The organism is Psychromonas sp. Urea-02u-13, from assembly GCF_002835995.1.
Classification (GTDB): Bacteria; Pseudomonadota; Gammaproteobacteria; order Enterobacterales; family Psychromonadaceae; genus Psychromonas.
In genome coordinates this window covers 16,646-41,234 of sequence record NZ_PJBZ01000068.1, presented here as the reverse complement: position 1 = coordinate 41,234, position 24,589 = coordinate 16,646, and the positions used below count along the sequence as shown (strand labels likewise).

General features: G+C 38.7%; 25 protein-coding genes. 14 read left to right on the top strand and 11 right to left on the bottom strand.

Annotation, left to right across the window (positions count from 1 at the left end):
* Positions 1 to 19 precede the first annotated feature (19 nt).
* The 6 genes from CXF74_RS12680 to CXF74_RS12655 are packed head-to-tail and all read right to left on the bottom strand — an operon-like array spanning position 20 to position 3,228.
* The gene (locus CXF74_RS12680; RefSeq protein WP_101082801.1) at positions 20 to 268 is read right to left on the bottom strand and encodes a BolA family protein; all 249 of its coding nucleotides are present in this window, start codon (positions 266 to 268) and stop codon (positions 20 to 22) included.
* Positions 265 to 552, bottom strand: a complete 288-nt coding sequence (locus CXF74_RS12675) for an STAS domain-containing protein (protein WP_232772515.1) — start codon at positions 550 to 552, stop codon at positions 265 to 267. Before CXF74_RS12675 ends, CXF74_RS12680 begins: the two co-directional genes overlap by 4 nt.
* Positions 542 to 1,150: an MlaC/ttg2D family ABC transporter substrate-binding protein gene (locus CXF74_RS12670; RefSeq protein WP_101082800.1), complete on the bottom strand. Its 609-nt coding sequence runs from the start codon at positions 1,148 to 1,150 to the stop codon at positions 542 to 544. The genes CXF74_RS12675 and CXF74_RS12670 overlap by 11 nt, the downstream gene beginning before the upstream one ends.
* Positions 1,150 to 1,620, bottom strand: a complete 471-nt coding sequence (gene mlaD, locus CXF74_RS12665) for an outer membrane lipid asymmetry maintenance protein MlaD (protein WP_101082799.1) — start codon at positions 1,618 to 1,620, stop codon at positions 1,150 to 1,152. The genes CXF74_RS12670 and mlaD overlap by 1 nt, the downstream gene beginning before the upstream one ends.
* Before the next feature lie 22 nt (positions 1,621 to 1,642).
* Positions 1,643 to 2,422, bottom strand: coding sequence for a lipid asymmetry maintenance ABC transporter permease subunit MlaE (gene mlaE, locus CXF74_RS12660; protein WP_101082798.1), 780 nt, complete (start codon positions 2,420 to 2,422; stop codon positions 1,643 to 1,645).
* Entirely contained in the window at positions 2,419 to 3,228 is an 810-nt protein-coding gene (locus CXF74_RS12655; protein WP_101082797.1) for an ATP-binding cassette domain-containing protein, read from the bottom strand. The genes mlaE and CXF74_RS12655 overlap by 4 nt, the downstream gene beginning before the upstream one ends.
* Positions 3,229 to 3,414: 186 nt before the next feature.
* Between CXF74_RS12655 and kdsC the strand changes: the two genes are divergently transcribed.
* The 9 genes from kdsC (at position 3,415) to mgtE (ending at position 10,428) form a co-directional block, all read left to right on the top strand.
* Positions 3,415 to 3,963 carry a 3-deoxy-manno-octulosonate-8-phosphatase KdsC gene (gene kdsC, locus CXF74_RS12650; RefSeq protein WP_101082796.1) on the top strand — a complete coding sequence of 183 codons (549 nt, stop codon included), beginning with the start codon at positions 3,415 to 3,417 and terminating at the stop codon, positions 3,961 to 3,963.
* On the top strand, positions 3,964 to 4,527 hold the full coding sequence (gene lptC / locus CXF74_RS12645; protein WP_101082795.1) for an LPS export ABC transporter periplasmic protein LptC: 564 nt from the start codon (positions 3,964 to 3,966) through the stop codon (positions 4,525 to 4,527).
* The gene (gene lptA, locus CXF74_RS12640) at positions 4,514 to 5,113 is read left to right on the top strand and encodes a lipopolysaccharide transport periplasmic protein LptA (RefSeq protein ID WP_101082794.1); all 600 of its coding nucleotides are present in this window, start codon (positions 4,514 to 4,516) and stop codon (positions 5,111 to 5,113) included. The genes lptC and lptA overlap by 14 nt, the downstream gene beginning before the upstream one ends.
* The gene (gene lptB, locus CXF74_RS12635) at positions 5,113 to 5,838 is read left to right on the top strand and encodes an LPS export ABC transporter ATP-binding protein (protein WP_101082793.1); all 726 of its coding nucleotides are present in this window, start codon (positions 5,113 to 5,115) and stop codon (positions 5,836 to 5,838) included. The genes lptA and lptB overlap by 1 nt, the downstream gene beginning before the upstream one ends.
* 42 nt (positions 5,839 to 5,880) lie before the next feature.
* Positions 5,881 to 7,326, top strand: a complete 1,446-nt coding sequence (locus CXF74_RS12630) for an RNA polymerase factor sigma-54 (protein WP_101082792.1) — start codon at positions 5,881 to 5,883, stop codon at positions 7,324 to 7,326.
* A 124-nt stretch (positions 7,327 to 7,450) separates the two neighbouring features.
* Positions 7,451 to 7,897: a PTS sugar transporter subunit IIA gene (locus CXF74_RS12625; protein ID WP_101082791.1), complete on the top strand. Its 447-nt coding sequence runs from the start codon at positions 7,451 to 7,453 to the stop codon at positions 7,895 to 7,897.
* A 15-nt stretch (positions 7,898 to 7,912) separates the two neighbouring features.
* Positions 7,913 to 8,758, top strand: a complete 846-nt coding sequence (gene rapZ / locus CXF74_RS12620; RefSeq protein ID WP_101082790.1) for an RNase adapter RapZ — start codon at positions 7,913 to 7,915, stop codon at positions 8,756 to 8,758.
* Positions 8,759 to 8,773: 15 nt separating this feature from the next.
* Positions 8,774 to 9,049, top strand: a complete 276-nt coding sequence (locus CXF74_RS12615) for an HPr family phosphocarrier protein (RefSeq protein WP_101082789.1) — start codon at positions 8,774 to 8,776, stop codon at positions 9,047 to 9,049.
* Between the two features lie 14 nt (positions 9,050 to 9,063).
* Positions 9,064 to 10,428 (top strand): magnesium transporter, encoded by a 1,365-nt coding sequence (gene mgtE / locus CXF74_RS12610; protein WP_101082788.1) that lies wholly within the window; start codon positions 9,064 to 9,066, stop codon positions 10,426 to 10,428.
* Between the two features lie 62 nt (positions 10,429 to 10,490).
* Here mgtE and CXF74_RS12605 read toward each other — a convergent pair whose 3' ends face one another.
* Both CXF74_RS12605 and CXF74_RS12600 read right to left on the bottom strand, forming a co-directional pair.
* Positions 10,491 to 10,856 (bottom strand): YacL family protein, encoded by a 366-nt coding sequence (locus tag CXF74_RS12605; protein WP_101082787.1) that lies wholly within the window; start codon positions 10,854 to 10,856, stop codon positions 10,491 to 10,493.
* Positions 10,857 to 11,088: 232 nt separating this feature from the next.
* Positions 11,089 to 11,922, bottom strand: coding sequence for a winged helix-turn-helix domain-containing protein (locus CXF74_RS12600; RefSeq protein WP_101082786.1), 834 nt, complete (start codon positions 11,920 to 11,922; stop codon positions 11,089 to 11,091).
* Between the two features lie 1,137 nt (positions 11,923 to 13,059).
* On the opposite strand from CXF74_RS12600, the gene CXF74_RS12595 reads away from it, so the two are divergent.
* The 5 genes from CXF74_RS12595 to torD all read left to right on the top strand — a co-directional run bounded on the left by CXF74_RS12595 (position 13,060) and on the right by torD (position 20,912).
* Positions 13,060 to 15,867 (top strand): bifunctional aconitate hydratase 2/2-methylisocitrate dehydratase, encoded by a 2,808-nt coding sequence (locus CXF74_RS12595; protein WP_101082785.1) that lies wholly within the window; start codon positions 13,060 to 13,062, stop codon positions 15,865 to 15,867.
* Positions 15,868 to 16,425: 558 nt separating this feature from the next.
* Entirely contained in the window at positions 16,426 to 16,596 is a 171-nt protein-coding gene (locus tag CXF74_RS12590; RefSeq protein ID WP_101082784.1) for a periplasmic nitrate reductase, NapE protein, read from the top strand.
* A 29-nt stretch (positions 16,597 to 16,625) separates the two neighbouring features.
* On the top strand, positions 16,626 to 17,807 hold the full coding sequence (torC, locus tag CXF74_RS12585; protein ID WP_101082783.1) for a pentaheme c-type cytochrome TorC: 1,182 nt from the start codon (positions 16,626 to 16,628) through the stop codon (positions 17,805 to 17,807).
* A 13-nt stretch (positions 17,808 to 17,820) separates the two neighbouring features.
* Positions 17,821 to 20,286, top strand: coding sequence for a trimethylamine-N-oxide reductase TorA (gene torA, locus CXF74_RS12580; RefSeq protein WP_101082782.1), 2,466 nt, complete (start codon positions 17,821 to 17,823; stop codon positions 20,284 to 20,286).
* Between the two features lie 8 nt (positions 20,287 to 20,294).
* Positions 20,295 to 20,912, top strand: a complete 618-nt coding sequence (torD, locus tag CXF74_RS12575; RefSeq protein WP_101082781.1) for a molecular chaperone TorD — start codon at positions 20,295 to 20,297, stop codon at positions 20,910 to 20,912.
* Between the two features lie 55 nt (positions 20,913 to 20,967).
* Here the strand turns inward: torD and CXF74_RS12570 are convergent, their stop codons facing one another.
* The 3 genes from CXF74_RS12570 to aceF form a co-directional block, all read right to left on the bottom strand.
* Positions 20,968 to 21,222: a hypothetical protein gene (locus CXF74_RS12570; RefSeq protein ID WP_101082780.1), complete on the bottom strand. Its 255-nt coding sequence runs from the start codon at positions 21,220 to 21,222 to the stop codon at positions 20,968 to 20,970.
* A gap of 168 nt (positions 21,223 to 21,390) precedes the next feature.
* Entirely contained in the window at positions 21,391 to 22,824 is a 1,434-nt protein-coding gene (gene lpdA, locus CXF74_RS12565; RefSeq protein WP_101082779.1) for a dihydrolipoyl dehydrogenase, read from the bottom strand.
* Positions 22,825 to 23,024: 200 nt separating this feature from the next.
* Positions 23,025 to 24,587, bottom strand: a complete 1,563-nt coding sequence (gene aceF, locus CXF74_RS12560; protein WP_101082778.1) for a dihydrolipoyllysine-residue acetyltransferase — start codon at positions 24,585 to 24,587, stop codon at positions 23,025 to 23,027.
* Between the last annotated feature and the right edge of the window lie 2 nt (positions 24,588 to 24,589).

Here is a 24,589-nt window from a genome sequence, read left to right as displayed (position 1 = left end):
GAACTACCTTCCTAACTGACTAAATAAAATGTTTTTGTTTTTGCCATTCATCTGGCGTTAACGCTTTAATGGTTAAAGCATGGATTGCATTAGATGCAATCTCTTCGGTTAATGGCGCATATATTGTTTGTTGTTTTTTTACGCGGCTCATTCCATTAAAGAACTCAGCAACAGCAATCACTTGAAAAGTACCATTTTCACCTTTTACAATACATTCTTGTAACGTTAATGTACTTTCTAATTTTTCTTTTATAATTTCAATGTTCATTGAAAGCCTCGTTCTGTAAATAGAAAATCAACCCCGTATAACGCCGATAATATAGAAATCTTTTCGGAGCCATTGATAAATTTTATCGTTGAATAGGTTGTTTTAATTTGTGCCAAATAGGCAATACCCGCAGAGTCTATATTTTTTACCCCCTGCAAATCAATTGTTTTTATAGTGAGGTAACTTTTAATATTGGGGAATGATTGCTTTGACAACTCACTCAGCACTAAATTTCCAGAGATTGCTTTTTGCTCAATCATTTGTGCATCGCCCTTAAAATTCATTATTTTTCTTTTCTAAAAGCGCAATAACATGATCGATGCCTTTTTTATGGATAAGATCACCGAACTCTGATTGCTTAGTATTAAGCATGCTAATACCTTCAGCAATCACATCAAACACTTTCCATTCACCTGTTTTTTTGTTTTTACGTAATTTAAAGGCGATTTGTGTTACTTGCCCATTTTTATCACGAATTCTAACAGGAATAGAGATTATTCTCTTATCCTTAAAATGGCTATTATCTAATATTTCAATTTCTTGCTGATCATATTCATATAAAATATGGCCATAAGCATTCACTAAATAATCTCTAAAAGCGCTTACAAAATCATTACGCTGTTCTTTTGTTGTCTTTTTTAAATGTGCTCCCATCACTTTATAAGCAGCATACTTATAATCAAAGTAAGGAATCAACTCTTCTTCAATAATGACTTTGATATAACCTGGTTGCGTTTCTAACTTGTTTTTTTCAGCGTTAATACGCGCAAACGTATTACTGGAAACGGAATGAATAACCTCATTAGGATTATTACCAACAACGGCATCCGCGTAAACGAATGAAGTCAGTAAACTGAAAAACATAAACAGAGCAATGCGCATTAATCGTCCTTATTAAGTGAGTAGATAAATTGACCAATTAAGTCTTCTAATACCAATGCAGATTTTGTATCTTCAATGGTATCGCCATCAGCAAGCATCTCGATATCATCATCAATAAAACCTGGCGTAATACCAATGTATTGCTCACCGAGTAAACCAGAGGTTAATATAGACAATGACGATGTTTCTGGATAACTACCTTTATTCTCGAACATTGATAAACGAACAACAGCCATATAGCTTTGCACATCTAAAGTTATCTCTTCGACTCTACCCACTACAACACCGCCGACTTTAATAGGCGCTCTTACTTTTAACCCCCCGATATTCGAAAAGCTAGCGTTTAACGTATAACTACTGCCCTCTCCTTTAAAGGAAAGACCTGCCACGCTAAAGGCCAATATTGCGAGCGATAGCCCTGCACTAATGACAAACAACCCGACCCATAGTTCAATTTTTTTCTGAGACATAACTAATTCCAATTAATAAATTCTAAGCGCCAAACATTAAGGCAGTTAATACAAAGTCCATTGCGAGCGCTAACAATGATGAGATAACAACCGTTTTTGTTGTTGAGAGACTAATTCCTCGTGCAGTAGGTACTGCATAATAACCGTTATAAAGTGCAACCCAAGTAATGATAATGGCAAAGATGACGCTTTTTAAGACGCCATTCAGCACATCAGGTACATAATCAACACTGCCCTGCATAACAGACCAATAAGCGCCACTATCAACGCCTAACCAGCTAACTCCAATTAAATACCCTCCCCAGATTGCCATTACGTTAAACAGTAAGGTCAATAATGGTAGCGCCACAATGCCAGCAATTAAACGTGGCGCAAGTACACGCTTGTAAGGAGAAACAGCCATCATTTCCATGCTCGCTATCTGCTCTGTGCTTTGCATTAAACCTATTTCAGCTGTTAATGATGAACCTGCTCTACCCGCAAACAAAAGAGCAGCAACGACGGGGCCTAACTCACGTAACAAGGACAATGCCGAGAGGCTACCTAAGCTTTGCTCTGCGGCATAATCGACCAGTACATAATATCCCTGAAAACTCAGTACCATACCGATAAATAAACCGGAGGTTAAGATAATAGGCAGTGATAAAATACCAAGTTGAAAAAGTTGCTGAATAAACAACGGGAATAACTTGCGATGTGGCTTACCAAATAACGTTAACCACAACATTAAACATGCACGCCCAATTAAGTGCACAAATGTTAAACTCGTTTGACCTACATGGCTTATAAAAGAGGTTATCATCGATTTACCTGCTCCAAGTCATCTGCAAAACTTGCGCCTTTAAAGTGGAACGGTACAGGCCCTTCGCTTTTACCTAATAAAAACTGCTGCAATAATGCGTTATCTGTTTGTTTAAAAATATCGTCTACAGACCCACTGGCAATAATGCTTTGCTCCGCTAATACATAGACGTTATCAGCAATAGAAAGCACTTCATTAACATCGTGAGAAACAATAATTGAAGTGATTCCAAGTGTGCTATTAAGCTGCTTTACCAGCTTAAGCAAAACATTCATTGAAATAGGATCTTGTCCGGTAAAAGGTTCATCGTACATCACTAATTCAGGATCCAGCGCAATAGCACGAGCAAGTGCCACTCTTCTTGCCATACCACCAGAAAGTTCAGCAGGTTTTAGATCCTTCGCTCCACGTAAGCCCACCGCTTCTAATTTCATAAGCACTAAGGTTTGCAGTAATGACTCTTCTAATTTGAAATGCTCACGTAGCGGAAACGCGACATTCTCAAAGACAGAAAGATCGTTAAATAACGCACCACTTTGAAATAACATGCCCATTTTTTGACGCGCTTGATAACGCACCTTTTCACTACAATTGTGAATAGCTTGGTTATTAAAAAGTATTTCTCCACTGTCAACCGGGAGTTGTCCACCTATCAATTTTAATAGGGTTGTCTTTCCTATGCCACTTGGGCCAAGAATTGCGGTAATTTTTCCTCTTTCAAATTCGAAATCAAGATCATCAAAAAGTAATCGTTCATTTCGAGAAAAAGAGAGTTTTTTTATCACTAAGTGATTTGATTGCGCCATAAATTATGATGTTCATTTGATGATTTGAACGCTAGTTTATGGGATTACAGCTAATATTCAAACCTTAATGCACGTAATTTCTCTGTTTTATAATATTATTATGACAAAACAGATAATCATTACTCGCCTTGCCCCCCCCATTTTGCTATTTTATTTACCAGATAAACGATTAAAATAGAGGATCAGATGTTCACAACGCCCTACGGACTTATAAGCAATGAAAACTACCACCGTGCATCACAAATAAAACTATTGATTTGTGATGTTGATGGCGTGTTTTCCGATGGTCGCATCTACCTCGGCAATCAAGGTGAAGAGTTGAAAGCCTTTCACACTAAAGATGGCTTTGGCATGAAAGCGATAATGAACATGGGTATTGAGATCGCGATTATTACCGGTCGCCAATCAAATATTGTTGAAAACCGAATGACAGCATTAGGTGTCACGCATATTAAACAAGGCATCGACGATAAACTAAGTGTTTATCACTCTTTACTTGAAGAGCTGGAACTAACCAGTGAAGAAGTCGCTTATATTGGTGATGATGTAGTTGATCTACCTGTTATGCAACATTGTGGATTAGGCATTGCTGTTTTTGATGCACACCCTCTTGTATTACAAGGTGCTGACTTAATCACCCATACAAAAGGTGGATTTGGCGCAGTACGTGAAATTTGTGATCTCTTTTTACAGTGCAACAATAAGCTCAATACAACACAGGGTAAAAGCGAATAGATGAATAAACGCCAAGCCATTCCCTACGCTCTCCTTCTTATTGCTTTTTTAACCTGGTTATATCTAAAACCCCAGGACGAACTTGCTGTACTCGCAGAACATCATCCGAGCTATATTGCATACAACCTCGATAATACCCATTATGATGAAACAGGGAAAATCACGCATAAAACTTATGCTACGAAAGCAATAAGTTACAGTGATAAAGAGATCACCATTTTTGAAAATCCAAAAGTTATTTTATATATAACAAATGAACAGGATAATAGCGTAACAACGTGGCAAGTTACTGCTCAAAATGGCACTCTTTCAGAAAATAATAAATTATTGTTATTTGGCGATGTCTGGGTAAAAAATCTCAGCTTAGATCAATTAGTACAAACAATGAATACTGAAAAAATGACAGTGTTACTCGCAGAAAAAGAACTTAGCAGTCAATTGCTTGTCCATTGGCAAGGCCCACAAATGAAGCAACAGGGCATTGGTATGTGGGCATCACTTGCTAGCGAAGAATTAATTGTAAAAAAACAGGTTAAATCGGTATATCTAAATGAAAATAAATAAAATAAGTTTAATTTTTGGCGCAATGATCTGGTCACTATCAGCACAAGCTTTAGAGTCTGATTACGATCAAGCAATCAATGTAAGCTCTGTGGGACAACATGCCAAAATGAAGAGTAATACCATCGTTTTTACCGAAGATGTATTATTAACACAAGGCACGATAAAAATAACAGGTGATAAGCTAACCGTCATTCGCGGCACATTAGCAAATCATGAAATTATGATTGCAGAAGGTAAAGTAGCGACATTCTATCAAACACAAGATGATGGAAAACCCTTTGATGCAGAAGCAGACAAGATTCACTATGATGTCGCTAAATCAAAAATAACACTGACCGGTAACGCTCAAGTAAAACAGCTCGATAGCCAGATAAACGGTGCTAAAATAATTTACTTTCTTGAAACAGAAGAGCTAATTGTTAAAAGTGATAAAGCAACTGAAGAACGTGTTAAAACTGTATTTTTGCCCTCTCAATTTGAAAAAGAAAAAAGTGAACCAAGCCCTGTAGCAGAAACAGAAACAGAAAACAATGAGCCTAGCGCAGAATTAGACACAGACAACAAGCAACAGACTGAGCAACAATAATGGCAGAATTAATCGCAACAGGTTTAGTAAAAAGCTACAAAGGCCGCACTGTTGTTAATGGTGTTAGTTTAACCGTTAGAACAGGCGAAATAGTTGGTTTACTCGGACCAAATGGGGCAGGAAAAACCACTTCATTCTATATGGTTGTTGGCCTTGTGAAACAAGATGAAGGCACGATTGTCATTGATGATGAAGATATTTCTCATCATCCTATGCATATCCGAGCGCAAAAAGGCATTGGTTACCTTCCTCAAGAAGCCTCTATTTTTCGTCGTTTAACCGTGACTGAAAATATCATGGGTATTTTAGAAACACGTAAAGAGCTGACTAAAGCACAACGTTTAGAAAAACTAAATACTTTGTTAGAAGAGTTTAATATTCAGCATATTCGCAATAATAAAGGCATGAGCCTTTCTGGTGGCGAGCGACGTCGTGTAGAAATTGCCCGTGCACTTGCGACAGAGCCTAAATTTATTTTACTTGATGAACCCTTTGCCGGAGTTGACCCTATTTCTGTTATTGATATTAAAAATATCATTGGTCAGTTACGTGATAGAGGTTTAGGTGTATTAATTACCGATCATAACGTGCGTGAAACATTAGATGTATGTCAACACTCCTATATTGTTAGCCATGGTGAAATTATTGCAATTGGGACGCAAGACGAAATATTAGCAAATGATCATGTAAAACAAGTGTATCTCGGTGAAGAATTCAAACTATAGGTTATAGTTAAAGCCTAATTTAGATAGGAAGAAGCTGCTTTGATGAAACAAGGGTTACAATTAAAGATGGGTCAGCAATTAGCGATGACCCCTCAATTACAGCAAGCCATAAAATTATTACAACTATCAACCCTTGAGTTACAGCAAGAGATACAGAACGCACTTGATGAAAACCCTCTTCTTGATCAAGAAGATAATAGCTCTGTCGAAGAAGTAATAAAAGAAAAAGACAGTAGTCAATTAGATACCAGTGAAGCCTTAACACAACAAGAGTTTTCACAGGAAACACCCGACGAAAATAATTGGGAAGAATCTTATACACCACCTCCAACGACGTCTGTTTCTTCTGGCTCAGCAAGTTACGATGGTGAAGATACTATCTATCAAGGCGAATCTTCAGTCTCACTGCAAGATCATCTTATTTGGCAAATGCAACTGACCCCTTTCACAGAAACAGACCTGCTTATTGCGATGGCCATTATCGACTCTATCGATGAATCAGGCTACCTAACAAGTACCTGTGACTCTATTCTAGAAGCGCTAGCTAACGAAGTTGAAGGCCTGGAACTTGATGAAATAGAAGCCGTATTAAAAAGAGTTCAACATTTTGACCCTATTGGTATTGCCGCAAAATCAGCACAAGACTGCCTGCAAATACAACTACGCCATCTTGCAAAAGAAACACCATGGCGTGATGAAGCATTAAACATACTCGAACTGCATATGGATTTATTGGGAAATCGAGATTATAGGACACTAGCGCGTAAGACAAAATTAAAAGAACCAGAGCTTGCGGAAATAATGCGCCTGATTCAAACGCTAGAACCAAGACCAGGTAATCAGTTTGAAGATACTCAAGCACAATACATTGTGCCCGACGTTTATGTTAAAAAAATTGCCGGACAATGGCGTGTCTCGCTCAACCCAGACTGCAATCCCAACCTGTCTATTAATCAACAATATGCAGATCTTTGTAAAGGTAAGATTAGCAAAACAGACTCTCAATTTATCAAAGGCAATCTGCAAGATGCCAAATGGTTCATCAAAAGCCTTGAAAGCCGCAATGAAACGCTGTTAAAAGTGTCTAACTGTATAGTACAGCAACAACAAGCCTTTTTTGAATACGGTGATGAGGCCATGAAACCAATGGTACTCAATGATGTAGCCTATGAAGTAGAAATGCATGAATCCACTATTTCACGTGTTACCACACAAAAGTTTATGCATACTCCAGGTGGTATTTACGAACTCAAGTTTTTCTTTTCCAGTCATGTTGCAACTGAAAGTGGTGGAGAGTGTTCATCTACAGCCATTCGCGCATTAATAAAAAAATTAGTAAATGCAGAAGTTACAACAAAGCCGCTCAGCGATAATAAAATAACGCAATTATTAGAACAGCAGGGAATAAAAGTCGCTCGACGCACGATTGCAAAATACCGAGAGTCTTTAGGAATTCCTCCATCAAATCAGCGTAAACAATTGTTATAATTTGAGTAAATACACATAGTCATTGCTTCAATACTGATAAATGTTAAGAAAATAAGATTTCTTAATAGCCATTCTATTTTAACCTGATAAAATCGCGCCAAATGTAGCAATTAAAAAAGTTAATATGAAAATATCTGAACTATTAGATAAAGAATCTGTTTTTAGTCAAACGACTTGTACTAGCAAAAAGTGTGCTTTAGAAAAAATTAGCCACATTGCAGCTGAAAAATTAGATATGGATCCCCAGCAGTTATTTAATGCGCTCATTGCCAGAGAGAAAATAGGCTCTACTGGGGTGGGTCATGGTATTGCAATTCCCCATGTTAAAATTGATAGCTCACACTCTGCAACGGCTATTTTTATGCAATGTAGCTCAGGTATAGACTATGATTCCTATGACGGAAATAAAGTGGATATACTGTTTGCTATCTTTGTTCCCGAAGACCGTTGTAAACAATATTTGACGGCATTGTCAGAAATCAGCAAAAAACTGTTAGATAAACGTTATATACGTCAAATCAGAAGTGCTGAAAATAATGAAAGTTTATATAAGTTACTGCAAATCGACTAATCGATAGGAAATAAAATGAAGCTAATCATTATTAGTGGGCGATCAGGATCAGGGAAAACAATTGCACTACATGTGCTTGAAGATCTAGGTTACAACTGTATTGATGGGGTTCCTTTTCAGCTTTTAGAACAGCTTATCGATAGTGTTGATCCTATCAACAACAAAATCGCCATCACTTTAGATATTCGTAACCTACCCAGTAGCGCACAAGATATTGAGCAACTATTAGCAACACTCAAAGCAAAAGTAGAGATAGAAATTCTCTATATTGATGCAATCAGTACAGAGCTAATACGTCGCTATAGTGAAACAAGACGACTGCACCCCCTTTCAAAACAAAAGCTATCGCTTTCACAGGCACTAGAACTCGAAAGTGAGCTATTAGCGCCAATCAAGCAAAGTGCAGCCCTTGAGATAGATACAACAACACTGTCAATTCACAATTTGAATGAGCGACTTAAGATTTATTTACAAGGTTCAAGTAAAAGTAACCTATTAATTATTTTTCAATCATTCGGCTTTAAATATATTCACCCTGAAGACGCTGATTACATTTTTGACGTGCGCTTTTTACCCAACCCTCATTGGGAAGCAGAATTACAGCAATACAATGGGCAAGAGCAGCCTATTATTGATTACTTGGAATCATTTCCAGTCGTTGAACAGACGGCGAATCAGATAGAAAACCTCTTTCAATCGTGGTTACCACACCTAGAAAATAACAATCGTAACTATGTCACTATTGCAATTGGTTGCACAGGTGGAAAACATCGTTCAGTGTATCTAACCGAAAAAATTGCCTCTCGCTTTAAGAGTAAGTATCAGGTGCAAATCGAACACAAATGTTTACGTGTAAAATAAGAGAAGCATAAAAAAGTGGATATCATCAAGCAAACTATTACAATACAGAACAAATTGGGTTTACATACACGTGCAACCATTAAACTTGTTGAATTAGTTAATGATTTTGATGCCAAAATTACGATTAGACATCATGATAAGCAAGCCGATGCAGACAGTGTTCTAGGCTTATTGGTATTAGAGACTTGTTATGGCCAAGAGATAGAAATTATAGCGACAGGTAATGAAGCTCAGCAAGCAATGTCAGCCGTTACCCAGTTAATTGAAGATAAATTTTTAGAAGAAGAATAATTCGGAGAAAGCAGATGCTGGAAAAAACAGAGTTAAAAGATACCCAACAGCAACTGCAAACCATCAATAAAGCACTCGAAAGTGGCATGTTTGTACTGGCACGCAGCATCCTTGAAAAAATGCATGCTTGTGATGTTGCACTATTACTTGAGTCTTCTCCCCCCGCAAATCGTAAAGTCCTCTGGAACCTCACAGATCATGATCAGCAAGGTGAAATCCTCGAAGAATTAAATGAAGATGCCAAAGATGGCATTATCAGCCTGATGGATGCCACTAATCTAGTGGCAGTCACAGAAGGCATGGATACCGACGATCTTGCTTATATATTACGTGGCATCCCAGATAGTCTTTACCAAGCAGTGCTGGAGCAAATGGATGCTCAGGATAGACATCGTGTAGAGCAAGCATTGGCTTATCCTGAAGATACAGCCGGATCTATCATGAATACCGACACTATCACTCTGCGTCCTGACGTTTCTATCGATGTGGTATTACGCTATTTACGCCTTAAAGGTGAACTACCCGAAGCCACTGATACTTTATATGTAGTTAATGCAGGCGATCACCTTATTGGTGATGTGCCGCTTTCAACACTATTAACCGTCGACCCGTCGCTTTCTGTCAAAGAAGTCATGAACAATAAAACAGGTAGTTTATTAGCAGAAATGCCTGAACTTGAAATCGCCAAGTTATTCGAGCGACATGATTGGATTTCAGCGCCTGTTGTGGATCATAACAACCAATTACTGGGTCGTATTACTATCGATGATGTCGTTGATATTATCCGTGAAAATGCCGAACATTCCATGATGGGTATGGCGGGGATGGACGATGATGAAGATACCTTTGCCCCTATTTTACCCAGTGCTAAGCGTCGAACGGTATGGTTATCGATTAATTTAATTGCAGCCTTTATTGCTGCCTCTGTGTCGAATATGTTTGAAGCAACATTAGAACAGATGGCAACTTTAGCGGTATTAATGACTATCGTTCCAAGCATGGGTGGCATTGCAGGTAACCAAACATTAGCACTGGTTATTCGTGGTATCGCAGTCGGACATATAGGTAATACCAATACACGTTGGTTAATTGGTAAAGAAGCAGCTATTGGTCTTTTAAATGGTATGGTTTGGGCAATCTTTGTTGCCATCGCTGTCGTGATATGGAAAGGAGATATTACTGTCGGTATTATTATTGCCGGAGCGATGTTTATTAACCTATCCGTTGCAGGTATTGCTGGTGTGAGTATTCCGTTGATTATGCATAAGTATAAAATTGACCCTGCATTAGCAGGTGGGATGGCATTAACAACCATTACAGATGTTGTGGGTTTATTCTCATTTTTAGGAATGGCAACATTAGTACTACAACATAGTTAAAAGCTAATCGCTTGAAGCTGGAAAGCATTAAGCCTTCTAGCTTCGTGCATCAAGTCTGCTATCTAGCTTATAAACTCTAACCAAGACTCAATTAAGTTTTTAAAGTCCTCTAATCCGCAACACGCTTCTATTTCAGCATCATAGAATGACAAACTATCATCTAACGTTTCATCTTCATCAGTTTCCATCAAACGGTGATTGGTCACTTGTGCGTCTGCATTGGTTAATAACAAATTAAATTCACTGCCCGCTAATTTATACTCTGTTAATGCTCTCGTTTGTACAGCAATAATATTTACAATAAGCGCTTCAACCCAGGCGGTAGACTGCCCTTCCATTTCAAGCCAGGTTGCAATGGCCTCATGGTCCATTTCAGTTTGAACGGTTGCGTGCTCAGTAATAAAATCTTTTCTAAATTCGAATTCCATTTTTATACCAATTGTATTAAGTATGTGATCTAATTCTTGCGTAGGAAAAATAGCTTAGATCAAGGCGTAAATTGATGTGAATGGTTGTTCCCTTTACGAGATTTACAACGCGGAAATAAGCTATTTTAACAAGTAAAATTTATCAGCTATTTATTTCGATTGGCATTACATCTTCTTAAAAGCAAAAAAGGCCCCCATGTTGCCATGGGAGCCTTTAATAAAAAGTCAGTGACTAGCTGTTTACAGCTTTAGCTGATGCTGCAATTTCTAATACGTCTGTTGGTACAAGCTCGTAAGCGGCTTGTGGTTTTAAAACAACATTTGATTTAGTAGCAACCATTAACATTTGCTTTAAACGGCTAGATTCGAAAGGTTTTAATAATAAACCTTGCACGTCTAATAAGCTGTTTAAACCAAGTAGCTCACGCTGAACATCGAAATGAGAGCTTAAAATACAGATATCAGCAGCGGCTGATGTTTGGCCTATACGGATATTTTTAATGAGTTCAATACCTGAGTTATCAGATAATAAAGTATCAACAATCACTAAATCGAAGTCTTGAAGTGCAACAGAACGTTCTGCTTCAATTGTTGTAGCAACACCTTCAACATATGCAACGTCTAGCTCTTCTAATAATTCGATTAGCTGGATACGGTCAGTAGCAGCACCCTCAACGACTAATACTTTCATCGTACTGATGACGTTACTAGCACCTTCAGATTGTGTCATTGGAGCAATACTGTTTTCAGAAACGCCAACACCTTCCATACGAGCAATGTAGCCACGTTTTGGAATAGTAGAGATATTTAAGCCGTGTAAGCTTAATGTTCCGATACTTTTACGTAATTGAGAAATATGTTGGTTAATTGTATGATCCGTCACTAGACGTCCCCATACATGTTGAGCAAGATCTTCACGAGTTACTACTGTATTTACATTTTTACATAGGAAATGTAATAACGATGTACGTAATGGACCTAAGTAAACCTTACGGCTTCCGTGAATAAGACTGTTTTGACTTGTGTCAATGTGGTATTCGCCCACAACTAAGCTTTTTTCTAACATAATAGCACCCACTTTTATGATTTATTTAATATCGATTATTAAAAATAGAGAAGGATTTTGCTTATCGTAGCAACCCCCCTACTTTATCTATTTTTATTTCATTTTGTCATTGATTATTACTGGACTGTTTCGACAGCCTCTGTTTTTTGTCATCTTTTAAGATAATATCAATTTTTGGTGAAAAAACAAGCTAATTTAAGATTTTTCATTCTTTTGTCACATTAGATTAACCTAGATTGTTATTTATCAAATAGTTATTTTATATCCATTCAGTCTAAAAATAAATATGATATATCCTATATGCATAAAAAAGTTTATTTCTAGTGACCGAAAATAGTCTTTTGAATGATATTTAATCTAAATGAGTAGTTAAATAACGTTAATTATGATGCTTTTCACTGCAATAACTCAGTCAGCTTTATCGCTAATAAGGTTAAATGAAAGTTCAAATAGCGATACCTTATAAGGGCGCCTACACTTTTATAGTTATGCATACTTAATATATTCAACAACAGAGTCAAATTAGCAGAGCTTAAGTGATTATTTTGATGCGATTTAAACGACTCGATAAGTAATAGCTATAAATAGAAACAAACATTGTTACTTTCAATTCACAGTATTTAGGCAGCAAATACTGTGCTAAATCGAAAATATCTGTGCATCTTCGTTGAATTACGACCGGTGACAATGTGCTCTATGTGTATCTCCCTCGTACGCATTGCTTGTGGCGCTATCTTTAATAAAGAGTAATAACGCTGTTTTCTTCGCGTTTAAAAGTGAGGCCCAATATTTTCAATATATAGTTTTTCAAGCTCCGCTTTTTCAAACACCCTAGCCCCTTCAAAAAAAGAGACTTGATCGATTTTTCTGATGCCACTTGAAAGCTGAATGACACCCAAGAAGAATTATTCAGACAAAGCAATCTACGCGAATGAGTACCATCAATAGTAAAAATTTAACAAAGATAATTAACATTACGATTTCTGCTATCCAACATAAATCACATGAATAGTGTTAATTTAATGTTAATTCGCCCAAAACCTAGTCGTTACTAGAAAATCAGGTAAACTGTTGGCAAAATTTGTCCTTGCTAAAAATGATGATAATATTTTTAGCACACTAGAGAGAGAGTTTTAAATGAGTCTATATTTAGAGTACATCAAAGAAATTGAAAGTCGTAATAATGAGCTAGGATTAGCTCCTCTACCAATTGATTCTGCTGATTTATTATCAGAAATAATTGGTCAAATTAAAGATTTAGGAAATGAGTATCGAAAAGATTCGCTTAATTTCTTCATTTATAACACTTTGCCTGGCACGACTAGTGCTGCAAGTGCAAAATCAGCATTTTTAAAAGAGATCATTTTAGGTGAATTCGACGTTGCTGAAATAACCCCAGAATTTGCTTTTGAATTGTTGTCACACATGAAAGGTGGTTCTTCAATTTCCGTGCTACTTGATTTAGCCCTATCTGATGATGCATCAGTGGCAACTACAGCAGCTAAAGTATTAAAAACACAAGTATTCCTATACGACGCAGATACAAGCCGTCTTGAAACAGCTTATAAAGCTGGCAATGTTATCGCTAAAGAGATTCTTGAAAGCTACGCTGAAGCAGAGTTCTTCACTAAATTACCTAACGTTGCAGAAAAAATTGAAGTAGTCACTTATATTGCTGGTGAAGGTGATATCTCAACTGATTTACTTTCTCCTGGTCATCAAGCGCATTCACGTGCTGACCGTGAGTTACATGGCCAATGTATGATGACGCCAGAAGCTCAAGAAGAAATTAAAGCATTACAAGTTAAACACCCAGAAGCGAAAGTCATGCTTATTGCTGAAAAAGGCACAATGGGCGTAGGTTCTTCTCGTATGTCTGGTGTGAACAATGTGGCACTTTGGGCTGGTAAGCAAGCAAGTCCTTATGTTCCTTTCATTAATATCGCGCCTGTTGTTGCTGGTACTAACGGTATCTCTCCAATCTTCTTAACAACCGTTGATGTAACGGGTGGTATCGGTCTTGATCTTAAAAACTGGGTTAAGAAAGTAGATGCAAACGGTAATACTGTTGTTGATGCAAATGGCGATGCTGTTTTAGAAGAAGCTTACTCAGTAGAAACTGGGTCAGTTTTAACTATCGATACAGTTGCTAAGAAATTATTCAACGGTGATAAAGAACTTTCTGATATATCTTCAGCGTTTACACCACAAAAAGTTGAGTTCATGAAAGCCGGTGGTTCTTACGCGGTAACATTTGGTAAGAAATTACAAACGTTTGCTTCAGAAACACTTGGCGTTGCAACAAAGCTTGTCTATGCAACTTCAAAAGAAATTTCGCATGAAGGCCAAGGTCTGACAGCGGTTGAAAAAATATTTAATAACAACGCTGTTGGCGTTCAGTCAGAAGCTGCATTACATGCGGGCTCTGATGTTCGTGTTAAAGTAAACATCGTTGGTTCTCAAGATACGACCGGTCCTATGACTTGTCAGGAACTTGAAGCAATGGCCGCTTCTACTATTTCTCCATTAGTAGACGGCGCTTACCAGTCTGGTTGTCATACGGCATCTGTTTGGGATAACAAAGCGAAAGCTAACATTCCTAAGCTAATGAGCTTCATGAACAAATTTGGTCTTATCACTGCACGTGACCCTAAAGGTCTCTACCCAGCGATGACTGATGTTATTCATAAAGTATTAAACGATATTACCATTGATGATCGCGCTATCATCATTGGTGGTGACTCGCATACTCGTATGTCTAAAGGTGTGGCGTTCGGCGCTGACTCAGGCACAGTAGCGGTAGCACTAGCAACAGGTGAAGCAGCAATGCCTATCCCTGACTCTGTAAAAGTTACGTTTAAAGGTAACATGCAAGGTCACATGGATTTCCGTGATGTTGTACATGCGACTCAAGCACAAATGCTTAAGCAGTTTGGCGGCGAGAATGTATTCCAAGGTCGCATCATTGAAGTGCATATCGGTACTTTGCTAGCTGACCAAGCATTCACATTTACCGATTGGTCTGCAGAAATGAAAGCCAAAGCGTCTATCTGTATTTCTGAAGATGCAACGTTAATTGAGTCACTTGAGCTTGCTAAGAGCCGTATCCAAATCATGATCAACAAGGGTATGGAAAACGAAGCAGCAACACTTAAAGGCCTAATCGCTTTAGCTGACAAACGTATCGGTGATATTAAGTCAGGTACTAATCCAGCACTAGCACCCGATGACAATGCTAAATATTACGCAGAAGTTGTGATTGATTTAGACGTTATCGACCAGCCTATGATTGCAGATCCAGATGTTAACAACGAAGATGCATCTAAGCGTTATACGCATGATGTTATTCGTCCTGTTTCATTCTACAAAGGTAAATCGGTAGATTTAGGTTTTGTTGGTTCTTGTATGGTACATAAAGGTGATATGCAAATTGTCGCTCAAATGTTGCGTAACCTTGAGAAAATTAATGGTAGCGTTTCGTTCAAAGCACCATTAGTGATTGCGCCACCAACATACAACATTGTTGATGAGCTTAAAGCTGAAGGCGATTGGGATATCTTGCAAAAGTATTCTGGTTTCGAATTTGACGATACAAACCCGAAAGGCGCTGCACGTACTAAATACGAAAATATTATGTACTTAGAACGCCCAGGCTGTAACTTATGTATGGGTAACCAAGAGAAAGCTGAACCAGGTGATACTGTTATCGCCACTTCAACACGTTTATTCCAAGGTCGTGTTGTAGCAGATACTGCAGAGAAGAAAGGTGAATCACTACTAGGCTCTACGCCTTTAGTTGTTCTTTCAACAGTGCTAGGTCGCTTCCCTACCATCGAAGAGTACAAATCAGCTGTAGAAGGTATCGATTTAACGCGATTTACGCCTCCTACTGAAGAAATGACGACTAAATTCGCTGGTAAAGCAGTGCCAATTAAAGTTTTATAATGCTCAGAAGCGCTATTTTAAACGCTAAATGAGAATAAAATATGAGGGTTATTTATTTGGATTGAGTGAGGTAAACTCCCAATCAACTAAAATAAGTAAGCCTCTTTTTTTTAATTTGAATATTTACCCATTAATATTTTACTAATGTAGATTTACAGAGGTTTCAAAGCCCCCCTGCACGACAACTTCATTCTATTGATCTCAAAGCAGTAATTAGCTAGACCAGGAAAAAATAAAAAGTCTTTTTAGAAGCGCTTATGATTAGTAGATAACAAAATGTCAGTTAAAATACCAGTTAAAGTATCATGGCCTAAGTTATAAACTGCATTGACAGCGTTACTCCTTCCCACAAAAAACATCAAAACCAACTCCCTTAAAAAACATTGATCTAGATCAATTAAAACACATCAATTACAATAAGTTACATAAGATACAAAGCATTTACATGCTATATATTTGACTGTAAACTTGAGTTTATCTCTTTTCAAACCTACTCTCTGGAAAGCAGAGAGCTGGGCAATATATTGTCCTAATATTATTTATTATTTTGGAATACTTATGTCAGATAATCACAATGAGCCTGAAGTACACAATAAGGCCTCAGAATGGAAAACATTTCTTGTACTTACTGTTTGCCTATTTCCAGCGTTAAGTGTTGCCTTAATTGGCGCTTATGGCTTTGGAATATGGTTCCTACAAATGTTTTTAATGGGTCCTCCTGGCCATTAACCTTCCACTCTAATTATTAAGGTCTCATTATGATTCAAATCATCAAACGTTTTTGGCACATTGCCAGCAAACCAAGCGTTCATTTAAGCTTCGGTTTTTTAACCATTGGCGGGTTCCTCGCCGGTATCATCTTTTGGGGTGGTTTTAATACCGCACTTGAAGTAACTAATACCGAAAAGTTCTGTATTGGCTGTCATGAAATGGCAGATAACGTCTACGTAGAACTGCAAGAAACAGTGCATTGGCAAAACCGTTCAGGTGTACGAGCAACCTGTCCAGATTGTCATGTTCCACACAATTGGAGCGATAAAATCGCCAGAAAAATGCAAGCTTCTAAGGAAGTTTGGGCAACTGTTTTTGGTACGGTTAATACACGCGAAAAATTCTTAGCGAAACGTGGCGAGCTTGCACAGCATGAGTGGGATCGATTCAGCGCAAATAATTCAATGGAATGTAAAAACTGTCATAACTACGAAAGCATGGACTTTGAAATAATGTCTGAACGAGCACAAGTACAGATGAAAATGGCAGCTGAGCGCGATCAAAGTTGTGTCGATTGTCATAAAGGAATCGCACATAACTTACCTGATAACATGAACTCTGGTGAAGGTACGCTATCTAAACTTGAAGAGATGGCGACATCAGGCTACAAAGCGGGCAACAGTTATTACAGCGTTCGACAGCTACCGTTATTTACCGATGAGACAATGACCACTGAAGCGGGCCAATTAAATGCAGCCACTAAAGTAACCGTACTGGCAGTTGAAGGTGACGCGATTCAGGTTGAGCTTGATGTATGGCGTAAAACGAAAGGTTTTGGCCGTGTTATGTTTGAAGACTTTGCAATGAACATCAACGATGGTTACCTGACTAAAGAAGTCGCGCAAAGTGATGACTACATGAATAAAGGTGAAACTAAAATTGATGATCTGACAGGTTTGCCTTGGCAGAAAGTAGAAGTAAAACTGTGGGCACGTAATGGTTCTTTGACTGAGTCTCGCGATACCTTGTGGACCTTTGCTAAATCGACTTACGATACTAGCTGTAGTGTTTGTCATACCCAGCCAGCAGAAAACCATTTCGATACCAACACTTGGCCAGGTATGTTTAATGGCATGTTGTCATTCGTGAATTTAGACGGTGATACACAAGCATTAGTCCTTAAATATTTACAAAAACACTCATCTGATTTTTCAGATGAAGCGCATTAATTAGGAGCTCACAATGTCAATTTCAAGACGTAGTTTTTTAAAAGGTTTGTTAGCTTCTAGTGGTGCTGCATTAGTTGGACCTGGGTTATTACAAGTGGCACATGCTGCCACTACAGAAGTCGCGGGCACTTGGAAAGTAAGTGGTTCCCATTGGGGCGCTTTCCGCGCACGTGTTTACGCAGGTAAAGTACAAGAAATTAAAGCCTTTGAAGTCGATAAATATCCAACGGATATGCTTAATGGTATCAAAGGTATTATTTATAGCCCTTCTCGTATTCGCTACCCAATGGTGCGTTACGAGTGGTATTTAAACCGTGAAAAAAGTGATACCACTAAACGTGGCGACAACCGCTTTATTCGTGTGACGTGGGATGAAGCAATCACCCTATTCCACAGTGAACTTGAACGTATGCAAACGCAATACGGTCCGTGGGCAATTCATGCAGGTAGTACAGGTTGGCGCTCAACAGGCCAAGTACATTCTTGTGGTAATCACATGGCACGTGCGATTGCGATGCATGGTTATACGGTTAATAAAGTAGGTGACTACTCTACGGGCGCAGGTCAAACGATCATGCCTTACGTATTAGGCACCACAGAAGTATATGCACAAGGTACTTCATGGCCTTTGATCCTAAAAAACAGTAAAACCATTGTACTTTGGGGTAATGATTTAGTTAAAAATCTTCAGGTCGGTTGGAATTGTGAAACGCACGAGTCATTTGAATACCTTGAGCAATTAAAAGAGAAGATTGCCAACAAAGAGATCCGCGTGATCAGTGTTGATCCCGTTGGCACTAAAACACAAGATTACTTAAAATCAGAGCATCGCTACATCAACCCACAAACCGATGTACCGTTTATGTTGGCGATTGCGCATACGCTTTATAAAGAAAACTTATACGATAAGAAATTTATTGAAACCTACGCATTAGGTTTTGAAGATTTCTTGCCTTACCTATTAGGTGAGACAAAAGATAAAGTTGAAAAGACACCTGAATGGGCAGAAACAATTTGTGGTATTAAAGCGGATGATATCCGTGAATTTGCACGTACGATTGTTAAAGAACGTACGCAAATTATGGTCGGTTGGAGTATTCAACGCCAGCAACATGGTGAACAACCTTATTGGATGGCAGCCGTGCTTGCGACTATGTTAGGCCAAATCGGCTTACCTGGTGGCGGTATTAGTTACGCACATCACTATAGCTCGGTGGGTGTTTCTTCAACGGGTGCTGCAGGCCCAGGTGGATTCCCACGTAATCCAGATAAACCACAAAACCGTATTCATAAAAACAAAGACTTTAACGGTTACAGCAGTACTATTCCTGTTGCACGCTGGGTCGACAGTATTTTAGAACCAGGTAAGAAGATTCAAGCGAATGGTGCGACGATCACTCTACCCGATATCAAGATGATGGTCTTTTCAGGTTGTAATCCTTGGCATCATCACCAAGATCGTAACAACATGAAAAAAGCCTTCCATAAGCTTGAAACAGTTGTTTCCGTTGATTTCACTTGGACGGCAACCTGTCGTTTTTCTGACATCGTATTACCCGCTTGTACACAATGGGAGCGTAACGATTTAGATCTTTACGGTTCATACAGCGCACGTGGCATTATTGCCATGCAGAAATTGGTTGATCCACTATTTCAATCTAAAACAGACTTTGAAATCTTTACCCTGCTTGCCCGTAAATTAGGTCAAGAGCACGATTACACCCGTGGTAAAAGTGAAATGCAGTGGGTAGAAAAATTGTATAATGATTGTGTTGAAGCCAATAAAGCAGGCTTTAAAATGCCTGATTTCAAAACATTCTGGAAAGAAGGTTTTGTAGATTTTGGTAAAGGTAAAGATTGGACTCGCCAAGCGGCTTTCCGAGAAGATCCAGAGATCAATGCGTTGGGTACACCATCGGGCTTTATCGAAATATTTAGTCGTAAGATTGACAGATACGGTTACAAAGAGTGTCAAGGTCATCCAATGTGGTTTGAAAAATCAGAACGTTCACACGGTGGTCCTGGTTCAGACAAGCACCCTATTTGGTTACAATCTTGTCACCCGAACAAACGTTTACATTCACAGATGTGTGATTCACAGCAATTCCGTGAAACTTACACGGTGAAAGGTCGTGAGCCAATCTATCTTAATCCACAAGATGCTAAGCAACGTGGCATTAAAGATGGTGATTTAGTGCGTGTATTTAACGATCGTGGTCAACTACTTGCCGGTGCGGTTGTTTCAGATAATTTCTCAGAAGGTGTGGCACGTATCGAAGAAGGCGCTTGGTATGCCCCTGTCGATGAGTCAATTGGTTCAATGTGTACCTACGGCGATCCAAATACCTTAACGCAAGATATTCCAACCTCAGAGCTTGCACAGGCAACTAGCGCAAATACTTGCCAAGTGCAGTATGAGAAATTTACAGGTAAAGTACCTGCTGTAACGGCCTTCTCAGGCCCAACTGAAGTAGGATAATACAATCAATGGATGAAAATGAATTAAATGAGCAGCGCGCAAGCCTTTATTGGTGGTTTGCAACCTTGCTGACAAAAGAGCTAGATAAAGAGAAACTCGCTCATTACTTTTCTGGCGAAGGCGTAGCACTGCTTACTCAACTAGGTACAGAGCCTAAATTTGAACAAGCGGTGGCGCAGATAAAAGCGGCGCTAGTGACCATTATGGCGATTAAGCAACCTAGCTTAGAATTAGCAGCAGACTTTAGTCAGCTGTTTCTAACGGATGCTAAAAAAGGCGCGCCGCCTTATGCGTCTGTTTATCTTTCTGAAACGGGTCAACTATTTGAAAAACCGCATCATGAGATGTTAGATATTTTTAAACAGCAAGGCTTGATGATCGACCCCGACTTTAAAGAGCCGGCGGATCATATTGCGATTCAATTAGATTATTTAGGTAACCTAATCATGAAAGAAGATGAAAATAGTCAGCAAGCACAAACTGACTTTATTGAGCATCAGCTTTTATCTTGGTTAAGCACTTTTGTTAGCGCGACTCAGAAGGTGAATAATTCCGGTTTCTATCAAGGTATTTGTCAGCTTCTATTGCTCTTTGTTGAACAAGATCTTAATGAATTAAACGCATAAAAAAAGGGGAATCATATGATTCCCCTTTTTCTTTTTAAATCTTTATTACTTTATTTTAAGCACTTTTATCAAAGCTTTGAATCAGCGAAACTACTTCGACACACTGCTTATTCTCTAAATCGATACTAACATTCATTTGTGGGTTAGATAAGCTCTCAAGCGCAATTTGGCTATCACAAATACGATTAATAATTTGTACCACTTCAGACATCTTCTTATTACTCATCTCGATACTAATGACTTCAGGCTTAGCAAATACCGATGGTGATATTGTCGCAATAACAAACATTGTTACGAATAACTTTTTCATTGTACATCCTTGTAATTTCAATGATAACAGCAATATACGCGCATCATACACAGAGAACTTCAACAATCAAACAACAATCAAGTAAAGATCAAACGTACATTTAAAAGAAATAAAAAAGGCTTGTTACCTTAACGATAACAAGCCTCAAAATGCTAAGTCATTAAACGGTTATTTTTTACGTTTAACTGCTTTTGCATTTGGAAGATCTGTAATAGAACCTTCGTAAATTTCAGCAGCAAGACCAACAGATTCATGTAATGTTGGGTGAGCATGAATAGTTAATGCGATATCTTCTGCATCACAACCCATTTCGATTGCAAGACCGATTTCACCTAATAATTCACCTGCGTTAGTACCAACAACTGAACCACCAATAATACGGTGAGTATCTTTATCAAAGATAAGCTTAGTCATACCGTCAGAGCAATCAGATGCGATTGCACGACCAGAAGCCGCCCAAGGGAATACTGATTTTTCGAAGTTAATACCTTGCTCTTTCGCTTCACGTTCAGTTAAACCAACCCATGCCATTTCTGGCTCAGTGTAAGCAATTGAAGGAATTGTTTTAGGATCAAAGTAATGTTTCTTACCCGCGATAACTTCAGCAGCAACATGGCCTTCATGCACACCTTTATGCGCAAGCATAGGTTGACCAACGATATCGCCGATTGCGTGAATGTGTGGCACGTTAGTCATCATTTGCTTATCAACTTCAATGAAACCACGTTCTGTTACCGTAATACCCGCTTTTTCAGCATCTACTGAGAAACCGTTTGGAACACGACCAACAGCCACTAATACAGCATCATAAGCTTTCGCTTCAGCGGGTGCATTTTTACCTTCAAAAGAAACGTATAACGCGTCTTCTTTAGCATCAACGCCCGTTACTTTAGTTGATAACATGATGTTGAACTTGTCTTTAACTTTCTTAGTGTAAACTTGCACAATATCTTTATCGGCAGCAGGCACTAATTGGTCAGCAAATTCTACAACATCAACATCAGAACCTAATGATTTGTAAACTGTTCCCATTTCAAGACCGATGATACCACCGCCTAAAATAAGTAAACGTTTTGGTACAGATTTAAGTTCAAGCGCATCTGTAGAATCCCAAACACGTGGATCATCATGCGGAATAAACGGTAATTTAACTGGGCGAGAGCCGGCAGCAATGATTGCGTTATCAAAAGTGATTGTAGTCACTTCGCCTTCACGATCTGTCGCTTCAATAGTATTAGCGCCAGTAAAGCGTCCCCAACCATTTACAGTTGTCACTTTACGCATTTTAGCCATGCCTTGAAGGCCGCCAGTTAGCTGTGAAACAACTTTGTCTTTCCAGATACGGATTTTATCGATATCTGTTGAAGGTTCGCCAAATAAAACACCATGCTCTGATAATGCTTTTGCTTCTTCAATTACTTTTGATACATGAAGTAAAGCTTTAGAAGGAATACAACCAACATTCAGACAAACACCACCTAGTGTTTCATATTTTTCGATTAATACAGTTTCTAAACCTAAATCTGCTGCGCGAAATGCTGCTGAATAACCAGCAGGGCCAGAGCCTATTACGACAACTTGTGCTTTGATTTCTTTACTCATTTTGACCTCTGTGTTTGATATCAATAATGCCAACATTTAAATATGCGTTGATTCTATTTAAATGTTAAATAAATGCAAAATAAAAGGTCGACAAATGCCGACCCGTTAACATAATTTTTGGAATTACTTTAAATTGTACGAAACCTTAGTATTGACAATTTTTTGTGGCAACTTATTCGTCTCGTACAGCGCTAACAAATTTATAGGATCAACGTGCGTAGATCAGATAAGTAGTTGTTAATTGCAGTAATAAAGCGTGCGCCATCAGCACCATCAATAACACGATGATCGTAAGAAAGAGCAAGCGGAACCATTAAGCGAGGCTCAAATTTAGCGCCATCCCAAACAGGCTTCATCGCAGATTTTGAAACACCTAAAATAGCTACTTCAGGTGCATTAACGATAGGTGTAAATTGTGTACCACCGATACCGCCAAGACTTGAAATACTCATGCTTCCACCCTGCATATCTTTCGCAGTTAGTTTGCCTTTACGTGCTTTTTGAGAGATTTCACCCAGTTCACGAGAAATATCGTAAATGCCTTTGTTAATTACATCTTTAACAACAGGAACAACTAGACCGTTTGGTGTATCTACTGCGATACCGATGTTGATGTATTTCTTAAGAATTACATTTTCGCCATCAGTTGATAGTGCAGCATTGAAGTTAGGGTATTCTTTTAATGCTTTAGCAACGGCTTTCATCATAAATACAAGCGGGCTAATTTTAAGACCTAAATCTTGTTTAGCAGCAATTGCATTTTGCTCTTTACGGAACGTTTCTAAATCAGTGATATCTGCTTCATCAAACTGCGTTACGTGTGGGATAGTTACCCAGTTACGGTGCAATGTTGGACCAGAGATTTTCTGAATACGTGAAAGAGGTTTAATCTCAATTTCACCAAATTTAGAGTAATCAATTTCAGCGTAAGGCAATACTTGTAAACCACCACCGCCACCGCTTTTTGCGATTGCTAATTGTGCTTTAACAAATTTTTGTACGTCATCTTTGCTAATGCGACCTTTACGGCCAGTTGCTGGAATGCGTGCTAAATCAAGGTCAAATTCACGTGCTAAACGACGCACTGAAGGAGACGCTTTGATTGAACCAGTAGTCACAGGTTCAGCAGCTTTCGCGGCAGCAGGCGCAGCTTTAGGTGCAGGAGCGGCAACTGGAGCAGCGGCTTGTGCAGGTGCAGCAGCCGGTGCGCTACCTAATGCTTCAACTACTAGAATTAATGTGCCTTCAGATACTTTATCGCCAGCAGCGATTTTAATTTCTTTTACAGTACCAGCAAACGGTGCAGGTACGTCCATTGAAGCTTTATCACCTTCAACAGAAAGGATATCTTGGTCTTCTGCAATCACATCACCAACAGAAACTAACACTTCTGTTACTTCAACTTCATCACCACCGATATCAGGAACACAAACTTCTTTTAGTTGTGTTGCAGCAGCAGGAGCAGCAACTTCAGCCACAGCTTCTGTAACAACAGCAGCAACAGGTGCTTCTGCAGTGGCAGCGCCAGCAACTTCAATGATTAAAACCACTTGGCCTTCAGAAACGCTGTCACCCACGTTCATTTTGATTTCTTTAACCGTGCCGCCAAATGCAGCAGGTACGTCCATTGAAGCTTTATCACCTTCAATTGACATCACATCTTGATCTTCAACGATAACATCGCCAACAGACACTAAAATTTCAGTAACATCAGCAGCATCAGCACCAATATCAGGCAGTAAAAATTCTTTTAATTCAGACATAA

Coding starts and splice junctions, on each gene's coding strand:
- CXF74_RS12680 (WP_101082801.1), bottom strand. CDS start 268: ATGAACATTGAAATTATAAAAGAAAAATTAGAAAGTACATTAACGTTA.
- CXF74_RS12675 (WP_232772515.1), bottom strand. CDS start 552: ATGAATTTTAAGGGCGATGCACAAATGATTGAGCAAAAAGCAATCTCT.
- CXF74_RS12670 (WP_101082800.1), bottom strand. CDS start 1,150: ATGCGCATTGCTCTGTTTATGTTTTTCAGTTTACTGACTTCATTCGTT.
- mlaD (WP_101082799.1), bottom strand. CDS start 1,620: ATGTCTCAGAAAAAAATTGAACTATGGGTCGGGTTGTTTGTCATTAGT.
- mlaE (WP_101082798.1), bottom strand. CDS start 2,422: ATGATAACCTCTTTTATAAGCCATGTAGGTCAAACGAGTTTAACATTT.
- CXF74_RS12655 (WP_101082797.1), bottom strand. CDS start 3,228: ATGGCGCAATCAAATCACTTAGTGATAAAAAAACTCTCTTTTTCTCGA.
- kdsC (WP_101082796.1), top strand. CDS start 3,415: ATGTTCACAACGCCCTACGGACTTATAAGCAATGAAAACTACCACCGT.
- lptC (WP_101082795.1), top strand. CDS start 3,964: ATGAATAAACGCCAAGCCATTCCCTACGCTCTCCTTCTTATTGCTTTT.
- lptA (WP_101082794.1), top strand. CDS start 4,514: ATGAAAATAAATAAAATAAGTTTAATTTTTGGCGCAATGATCTGGTCA.
- lptB (WP_101082793.1), top strand. CDS start 5,113: ATGGCAGAATTAATCGCAACAGGTTTAGTAAAAAGCTACAAAGGCCGC.
- CXF74_RS12630 (WP_101082792.1), top strand. CDS start 5,881: ATGAAACAAGGGTTACAATTAAAGATGGGTCAGCAATTAGCGATGACC.
- CXF74_RS12625 (WP_101082791.1), top strand. CDS start 7,451: ATGAAAATATCTGAACTATTAGATAAAGAATCTGTTTTTAGTCAAACG.
- rapZ (WP_101082790.1), top strand. CDS start 7,913: ATGAAGCTAATCATTATTAGTGGGCGATCAGGATCAGGGAAAACAATT.
- mgtE (WP_101082788.1), top strand. CDS start 9,064: ATGCTGGAAAAAACAGAGTTAAAAGATACCCAACAGCAACTGCAAACC.
- CXF74_RS12605 (WP_101082787.1), bottom strand. CDS start 10,856: ATGGAATTCGAATTTAGAAAAGATTTTATTACTGAGCACGCAACCGTT.
- CXF74_RS12600 (WP_101082786.1), bottom strand. CDS start 11,922: ATGTTAGAAAAAAGCTTAGTTGTGGGCGAATACCACATTGACACAAGT.
- CXF74_RS12595 (WP_101082785.1), top strand. CDS start 13,060: ATGAGTCTATATTTAGAGTACATCAAAGAAATTGAAAGTCGTAATAAT.
- CXF74_RS12590 (WP_101082784.1), top strand. CDS start 16,426: ATGTCAGATAATCACAATGAGCCTGAAGTACACAATAAGGCCTCAGAA.
- torC (WP_101082783.1), top strand. CDS start 16,626: ATGATTCAAATCATCAAACGTTTTTGGCACATTGCCAGCAAACCAAGC.
- torA (WP_101082782.1), top strand. CDS start 17,821: ATGTCAATTTCAAGACGTAGTTTTTTAAAAGGTTTGTTAGCTTCTAGT.
- torD (WP_101082781.1), top strand. CDS start 20,295: ATGGATGAAAATGAATTAAATGAGCAGCGCGCAAGCCTTTATTGGTGG.
- CXF74_RS12570 (WP_101082780.1), bottom strand. CDS start 21,222: ATGAAAAAGTTATTCGTAACAATGTTTGTTATTGCGACAATATCACCA.
- lpdA (WP_101082779.1), bottom strand. CDS start 22,824: ATGAGTAAAGAAATCAAAGCACAAGTTGTCGTAATAGGCTCTGGCCCT.
- aceF (WP_101082778.1), bottom strand. CDS start 24,587: ATGTCTGAATTAAAAGAATTTTTACTGCCTGATATTGGTGCTGATGCT.